We start from the raw sequence: 6,207 nt of genomic DNA, 5'->3' as shown, positions 1-6,207 counted from the left end.
CTTTTTTGCATCCGCGTTCATAGCCTGCGACCGGCACGATGTGGTCGACGACGTGGACCTGCTGCAGGAGTGCGGCGACGTCGCCGGTCACTGCGACGGGCTGCGCGCTCGACGGCGCCATCGTGGCGTCGCGCGGGAAACCGGGGTGCAGCCATACCGCAGCCGACACCGCGGCCGCGGCGATCGCCATCCACCCCTTGCGTCGGATCCTCATCGGATCCGCACCCTCAGGGTGGGGCGCAGCCCGATCGTGCGATGCAGGGTGCGGAACTGGAGTACTCCAGCGTGGACGGCGGTGGTGGCCCAGGTGATCGCGAAGACTACAGGCACCAACTGGTCGAGGAAGGTGGGGGAGGCGCACCCGGCCTCTGCGAGACAGCCGGCAACCAGCGCGACGAGAAACGCTGCGCCGGTAATCGGTAGTGCCACACAGAGTCCGGTGATCACGGCGCACACCACGTTCGCGGTGTAGAGCCGAAGCGGCAGCGGACTGCGGTGCATGGGCCGACGGTAACGCCGCGTCGTGACACGGCGGCCAAACGCCCGCGGGGCTACGCGGCAGCGCGCGAGAGCCGCGGCGCGAAGAGCCGGCGAATCGGGAGGGCGATCTCGAGTTGGGTAGCGCGGGCCAGCAGGCGCGGCAGTATCGCGGCCAGGACCGTCGCGTCGTCGAGGGCGTCATGGGGGTGGGCCTGGCAGATGCCGAAGTGCCGGGCCAGCGCGGCGAGGCTGAGGCTGTCGAGATCCAGGGCGAGCAGCCCGGCCAGTTCGAGTGTGCACAGCACGCCGGCGATGGGAAGTTGGGAGCCGCAGCGCTGGGATTCGGCGGCCAGGAACGCGTAGTCGAAGTCGGCATTGTGGGCGACCAGGATCCGTCCGCGCAGCATCGCGTCCACAGCGGCGACGACATCGACGTAGCGGGGCTGGCCTTCGAGCATCGCGGTGGTCAGACCGTGGATGTCGGTCGGTCCGGGATCGACGCCGGGGTTGAGCAGGCTGTACATCGAGTCCTCGACGGTTCCGCCGGCGGTCACCGTCAACGCGGCCACACTCAGCACGCGCGCGCAGTCGGGATCGAAGCCGGACGTCTCGACGTCGACGACGACGAATTCGGTGGCAGTGCTCATCGCTGCAGTCTTGCCGCGGGTACCGACACCTCGGGTCAATTCGGTGGTCGTGGTGGGCCATACCGGACGGCTGAGACCGCGGATTCGGGCAGCAGCGGGGCGGCGCGCTTTCGGCCCTTACCGTGATTGTTATCGAATCGTTACCTGCGGACTGTCGTATTTTCCTTTGCCCAGTTTCGTGACTTTGGCTTGCCGGACTGTTGGAATTTTGGTGTGCACACCACCCCAAGGGGGGCGGTAGCGTCAATCACCGAGGAGGGCGACATGGGGGTGACGAACCTCGCCAGCAGCGCTTTTGCCGCTGCACCGGAGTGCTCGTCGACCCGCGACTCACTACGCCCGAAACGTTGCGGATTTCGTCGTGTTCAGCGATTCAACGCTGATCGCCGTTTGCTGACTTCGCAGGCCTGGTCATACCGGAGTACCGGCAGGGCGTTGACGGGCGCGCTGGTAGGACGCCCGGTACTCGCCGACGCTGATGCCCAGGTGCTCGGCGAGCTTGGCGGCGTTTGCGTCGGTCAGTCCGATGTCGGCGCGTTCGATGCCGCGCAGCGTGGTGGTGGCGATCTTGACCGCGGCGGCCAGCTCGGGCTGGGTGAGGCCCTTGAGCACGCGCCAGTCGCCGGGGTAGCGCTCGTCGACTGCGACAGTCACGACCCGCTCGATCGGGGCGTCGAGGATGCGCATGACGCGGGCCAGCAGGTCGACCTGCGGCGTGAAGCGCTCCGCTTCCCAGGCGTGGACCGTGGATTGACCGACCTCGGCCAGTCGGGCGAGGTCGGGCACGCTCATCCCTCGCTCTTGCCGGGCGGCGGCGAAGGCTTGCGCGTTGAATCCGCGCAGGACACGACGGGTCATGCGAGGCCTGCGGCGCGGTTCATAGTCAGAAAGATTCACCGAGTCCACCAATTTCCTGTCAATGCCGCTGTCCTAGACGATTGTCTTAGTCTAGAGTACGGTGTGAGAAAGCCCGGCATGATGAGGAGGGATTCGGTGAAATTGCCCCGCGTACACGCACCACGACCGGCGCCCCGCATGCCCGAACTGGCCGGTTTCGAGGCCCGCTTCGACGCGCTGCCGGTCGCACGCACCCATCAGCCGGCCGATGTGGTCCGACCCCTGTACTGGTGGGCCACCGATCTGCGCGCCGGCGGCGACATCCTGGTCGACGCGCGGTTCGACCCCGAGACGATGACTGCCACGACCCGCGTCCGGCTGGCTTCCTACCGGACTCTGACCGTGGTGCGCCGTCACGACGACAAGCCGCGGATGCCCGCAGGGCTCGTCGATCTGATCGGGGAGGCCGTCTGGCGGCTCGGCTCACTGGGGTGGACCGAGGAACTCGAGCAGATGGTCGCGCGGCTGCGCATGCTCGGCCTGATGGCGACACCGGTGGCGGTCAAGCCCTGCACTCGCTACCTGCCGGGCCGGGTGCAGCAGCCCGAGCGGGCCGTGCGGATCGCCTACTGGTGGTCGGCGGTCCTCAAGCGGCACGGCTGGAAGCTCTACGCCTGCGGTGATGCCGCGGCCCAGGGCGGGTTCATCGCCGAGGTTCCCGGCGCCGACGGCGAGTCGGTCCTGGTGATCTACCCCGGTGCGATGGCCGACGACGGCACCGAGGCTTCGGCCTTGGCCAACCATCTCGCGCAGCTCGGTACCGGGCAGCGTGCATTCGTGCAGCGGGTCATCGGTGACGCCGCGGCAGGAGAGGGCCGGGTGCTCTGACATGCCTGGCGCACAGGTGATCTCGAAGGTGGTGATACCGCTGCTGCGCTAACTGCGCCCGCCATCGCGGCGCAGACGGACATTTCAATAGCGGTGACCAGCCCCAGACAGCAGAGAAGCCCCCGTAGGGGCTCTCAGGGGGTGGACGGGAAGCGGGAACTTCGCCGTCCGGGTCTCCTCAAAAGGAAAAGGAGAGATGACTTTGCTCGGTCAATCTCAGGGTAGAGGCTACGCCTCAACGGATGCAAGAGGTCCGGCCCTAAATGTGCGATCTTCTGTTCTGACCTGCACCAACCCGGTGCGCAGTGCGGCCGCGGCCGCCACTGTCGCCCATCAGCCGGCCGGTAGCTGGAAGGCGTCGATCTTCGACGACTGCCCGCTGTGCGGCAAGGCCCCGGTGGAGCCGGTGCGCGTCGAGGGCCAGCTCGCGTGCCGGTCGTGCACCAGCGCGTGCACGATCTGCGGCTCGGCGTGTGTGCCCGGTGACGACGCCTGCACCGAGTGCGTCCGTCATCTGACCCTGGACCGTGAGGCGGTCCCGGCATGAGGACACCTCACCTGCTGGCCAGCGCGTGCACCGCCAGCGATCCAGAAGCCCGTTACCACCAGGCCGAACTGGCGATCTGGGAGGAGCTGGTCGGCAGCCTCGACCAGTTCCCGCGGATCTGGCGCTCGCCCGAGGAGGGCGCCATGGTGCTGGCCGAGGAGATCGACGAGTTGTGGGCCGAGATCCGCGGCAACCACATCGGGCGCGCCCGCGCCGAGGCCGCTCAGGTCGGCGCCATGGCGGTGCGGTTCATCGCCGATCTCTACGAGCTGGATGGTCCCGGAGGGGCTCGGCAGCGCTGCCGTGTCGCGGCCGACGAGCAGCACGCGGCGGTGACCGTAGTGGGGCCGCGCAGCCGCCCGTTTGCCTCCAGCCACGAGGCGTACGGGTTCCTCAAGCGTGAGTTCGACGCGCTGTGGTCGGCGATCCGTTTCGAGGAGCCGGCCCGTCCGGTTGCGGCCCGTGTGGCGGCCTTGGCAGTGCGCTTCATCGCCGAGATCACCGCTGCGCCAGCACCTGTGGCGGTAGCGGTCCGATGAGGGAGGCGGCCGAGATGGAGTGGCAGAAGCGGGCTGTGTGCTACCTGGAGACCTCGGATGCACCGGAGATGTGGACGTCAGACCGTCGGCCGCATGGGCTGTTGCGTCGGGAACTTGAGCGGATGTGCGCGCGGTGCCCGGTGCGGTCGCGGTGTGCGGCCGAGGCGGTGCTCGCCGACGCGGAGACCGGCACCTACGCCGGGGTGTATCTGCATCAGAACATCACCGCCAACGCCGGCCGGCGGGCCGCGGCGCTCGACGAGCTTCGAGTGATCGCCGGCCTGCCGGCGGCCGGTGACGACCTGGCTTATCTGGGGAGGTCGGCGTGAGCCCCGCGACGGCTGCGCGCCGGCGCCCGCCGCGCAGCACCACGTACTCGTCGCTGACCGCCTCGATGCGGCTGCACCTGTGCTCGGTGGCCGAGGAGCCCGAGGTCCGGGGCCGCCACGCCGCGGCGCTGCTGGCGTTCACCCCGACGGTGCGTCGGATCGGGACACGGATGCGGATCCGCTTCGAGCACGGGCCGACGGCGTTGTGGCTGACCGAAACGCTGTCGAGCAAGGACGTCACATTGATCGAGGTTGGCGGCGACGGCGGCACCGTCGAGGTCGTAAACCCGCAGATCGTGTTGGGCCGGTACGGCTTTCGTGATGGGCGCTGGGTGTTCGGGCAGGGCAGGGCCGCTACGCTCGGCATCAGCCGCGGGGCGGTGCACGCCGCCGGCGTGTTCAACGGTCACGGATTGAAGGTGGCGTGCCCGAGCGCGCCGATGATGCTGACGCTGACCGCGGTGATGTCGCGGTTGGGAATCACCGCCAAGCCCACCGAGGGGGAGCCGCGCGCGTCCATCGCGCCGGCCGATGTCCCCACGGCCTTGGAGCAGCTTGGCGCCGCAGTGGTCGCCGGCGAGTACCGGCGCCTGCGTGAGACGAACCCGATGGGGGATCAGTCATGAGTGATGTTGCGACACTGCAGCAGAGGATTGCGATCAGTCACCGGATTGCCGCGCATCGCATGCGCCGGCGCGGGCAGTCTCCCGAGACGATCGCCGACCTTCTGCGGGTAAGCGTCCGGTCGGTGCATCGGTATCTGTCTCTGGAGTGCCCGGAGGAGGTGTTGAGCGAGCCCGAGGTGAATCTGGAGGACTTCTTCCTTCAGGGCGCGTGCGGCGGGTTCCCGGAGTACGACTGGTCGACCAAGAACCCGTCGATGCAGGCCGAGTGCAAGGCGATCTGCGAGTACTGCCCGGTGCTGAAGAAGTGCCGTAACTACGGACTGCAGAAGGGGCGCACCGAATCTGGGATCTGGGGTGGGCTGAACAAGAGCGAACGTGAGCGCGAAGTGGCGCGACAGCGCCAGCGCACGGCCAGCCGCCCCGGTGTCGCGGCCTCGCTGGGGCAGGAGGGGGCGGCGTGAACGCCCTAGTAGATCTCGCCGCCGTCGACGGCTGCCCCGGTTCCTACATCGACGCGCTGCCCGTCGAGCAGATGTTCGTCGACGACACGTACCAGCGGCCGGTGGACCCGGCGCGGGTGCGCACGATGGCCGCGGGCTGGGATCGGCGCCTGGCCGGGGTGATCGTGGTCAGCGATCGCGGTGCGGGCAATCACCCGCGGTACGCGGTGATCGACGGTCAGCACCGCGTCGCCGGGGCCGGGCTGCGCGAGCCTTCAGCACTGCTGGTGTCGATCGTCCACGAAGGCCTCAGCGTCGCCGATGAGGCCAGGCTGTTTGACCGGCTCAACCGCGAGCGCCGGCGGCCATCGACGTGGGATCACTGGCGGGCCCGCAGCCGCAGCGGCGACGCTGCCGTCCTGGCGATCGAGGGTGTTGTCGCCGACCTCGGCTTGCGCATCGACCCGTCACCACGCGAGGGCAACGTGCGGTGCACCGCGACGTTGGAGAAGCTCGCGGCGCTGGGTGGCACCGATCTGGTGGCCTCGACGCTGAAGTTGATCACCGACGTGTGGGACGTGCGCATGGACGCCTTCGACGCGCCGGTAGTGCACGCGCTCGGGCTGATTCAGCACCACCTGGGTGATCGGGTCGATCCGCACCGCTTGACGGACACGTTGATGGGAGTGCTGCCGTTGGCGCTCAAGACGCACGCCGCGGCGCTGGGGGAGACCCTCACGGGCACCGCTGGTGTGCGGATGGCCATCACGATCATGGTGCTCTACAACAAGAACCGCCGCGTTCCCGGCCGGCCGGTGCTGGTCAGCGCCCGCAGTTTCGGCGGCGGGTCCCGCAACGCGCGCTCGCGTCCACA

General features: G+C 68.8%; 10 protein-coding genes and 1 pseudogene. 7 read left to right on the top strand and 4 right to left on the bottom strand.

Annotated elements, in window-relative coordinates; genetic code table 11:
- The 4 genes and pseudogenes from AC2VOU_RS04995 to AC2VOU_RS04980 all read right to left on the bottom strand — a co-directional run.
- Positions 1–214: pseudogene (locus AC2VOU_RS04995) on the bottom strand (HNH endonuclease); the annotation flags it as partial.
- A complete protein-coding gene (locus AC2VOU_RS04990) occupies positions 211–501 on the bottom strand; it encodes a hypothetical protein (protein ID WP_486956363.1) in 291 nt (96 codons plus the stop codon). The gene AC2VOU_RS04990 and the pseudogene AC2VOU_RS04995, both read right to left, overlap by 4 nt.
- A gap of 50 nt (positions 502–551) precedes the next feature.
- Complete coding sequence (locus AC2VOU_RS04985) at positions 552–1,127, bottom strand: exonuclease domain-containing protein (RefSeq protein WP_486956362.1); 576 nt, start codon at positions 1,125–1,127, stop codon at positions 552–554.
- A 411-nt stretch (positions 1,128–1,538) separates the two neighbouring features.
- Entirely contained in the window at positions 1,539–2,024 is a 486-nt protein-coding gene (locus AC2VOU_RS04980) for a helix-turn-helix domain-containing protein (RefSeq protein WP_486956361.1), read from the bottom strand.
- A 96-nt stretch (positions 2,025–2,120) separates the two neighbouring features.
- On the opposite strand from AC2VOU_RS04980, the gene AC2VOU_RS04975 reads away from it, so the two are divergent.
- The 7 genes from AC2VOU_RS04975 to AC2VOU_RS04945 all read left to right on the top strand — a co-directional run.
- Entirely contained in the window at positions 2,121–2,852 is a 732-nt protein-coding gene (locus AC2VOU_RS04975; RefSeq protein ID WP_486956360.1) for a hypothetical protein, read from the top strand.
- 265 nt (positions 2,853–3,117) lie between these two features.
- Positions 3,118–3,399, top strand: a complete 282-nt coding sequence (locus AC2VOU_RS04970) for a hypothetical protein (RefSeq protein WP_486956359.1) — start codon at positions 3,118–3,120, stop codon at positions 3,397–3,399.
- Positions 3,396–3,938, top strand: a complete 543-nt coding sequence (locus tag AC2VOU_RS04965) for a hypothetical protein (RefSeq protein WP_486956358.1) — start codon at positions 3,396–3,398, stop codon at positions 3,936–3,938. The genes AC2VOU_RS04970 and AC2VOU_RS04965 overlap by 4 nt, the downstream gene beginning before the upstream one ends.
- The gene (locus AC2VOU_RS04960; protein WP_486956357.1) at positions 3,935–4,267 is read left to right on the top strand and encodes a WhiB family transcriptional regulator; all 333 of its coding nucleotides are present in this window, start codon (positions 3,935–3,937) and stop codon (positions 4,265–4,267) included. Before AC2VOU_RS04965 ends, AC2VOU_RS04960 begins: the two co-directional genes overlap by 4 nt.
- Positions 4,264–4,893, top strand: coding sequence for a hypothetical protein (locus AC2VOU_RS04955; protein ID WP_486956356.1), 630 nt, complete (start codon positions 4,264–4,266; stop codon positions 4,891–4,893). The genes AC2VOU_RS04960 and AC2VOU_RS04955 overlap by 4 nt, the downstream gene beginning before the upstream one ends.
- On the top strand, positions 4,890–5,354 hold the full coding sequence (locus AC2VOU_RS04950; RefSeq protein ID WP_486956355.1) for a WhiB family transcriptional regulator: 465 nt from the start codon (positions 4,890–4,892) through the stop codon (positions 5,352–5,354). Before AC2VOU_RS04955 ends, AC2VOU_RS04950 begins: the two co-directional genes overlap by 4 nt.
- Positions 5,351–6,207: DUF6551 family protein (locus tag AC2VOU_RS04945; protein WP_486956354.1), on the top strand; the 857-nt coding region annotated here is incomplete at its 3' end. The genes AC2VOU_RS04950 and AC2VOU_RS04945, both read left to right, overlap by 4 nt.

The organism is Mycobacterium sp. TH-M25, assembly GCF_057473665.1.
The sequence above is the reverse complement of the archived record's forward strand: the minus strand, read 5'-3'. Positions and strand labels throughout refer to the sequence as shown.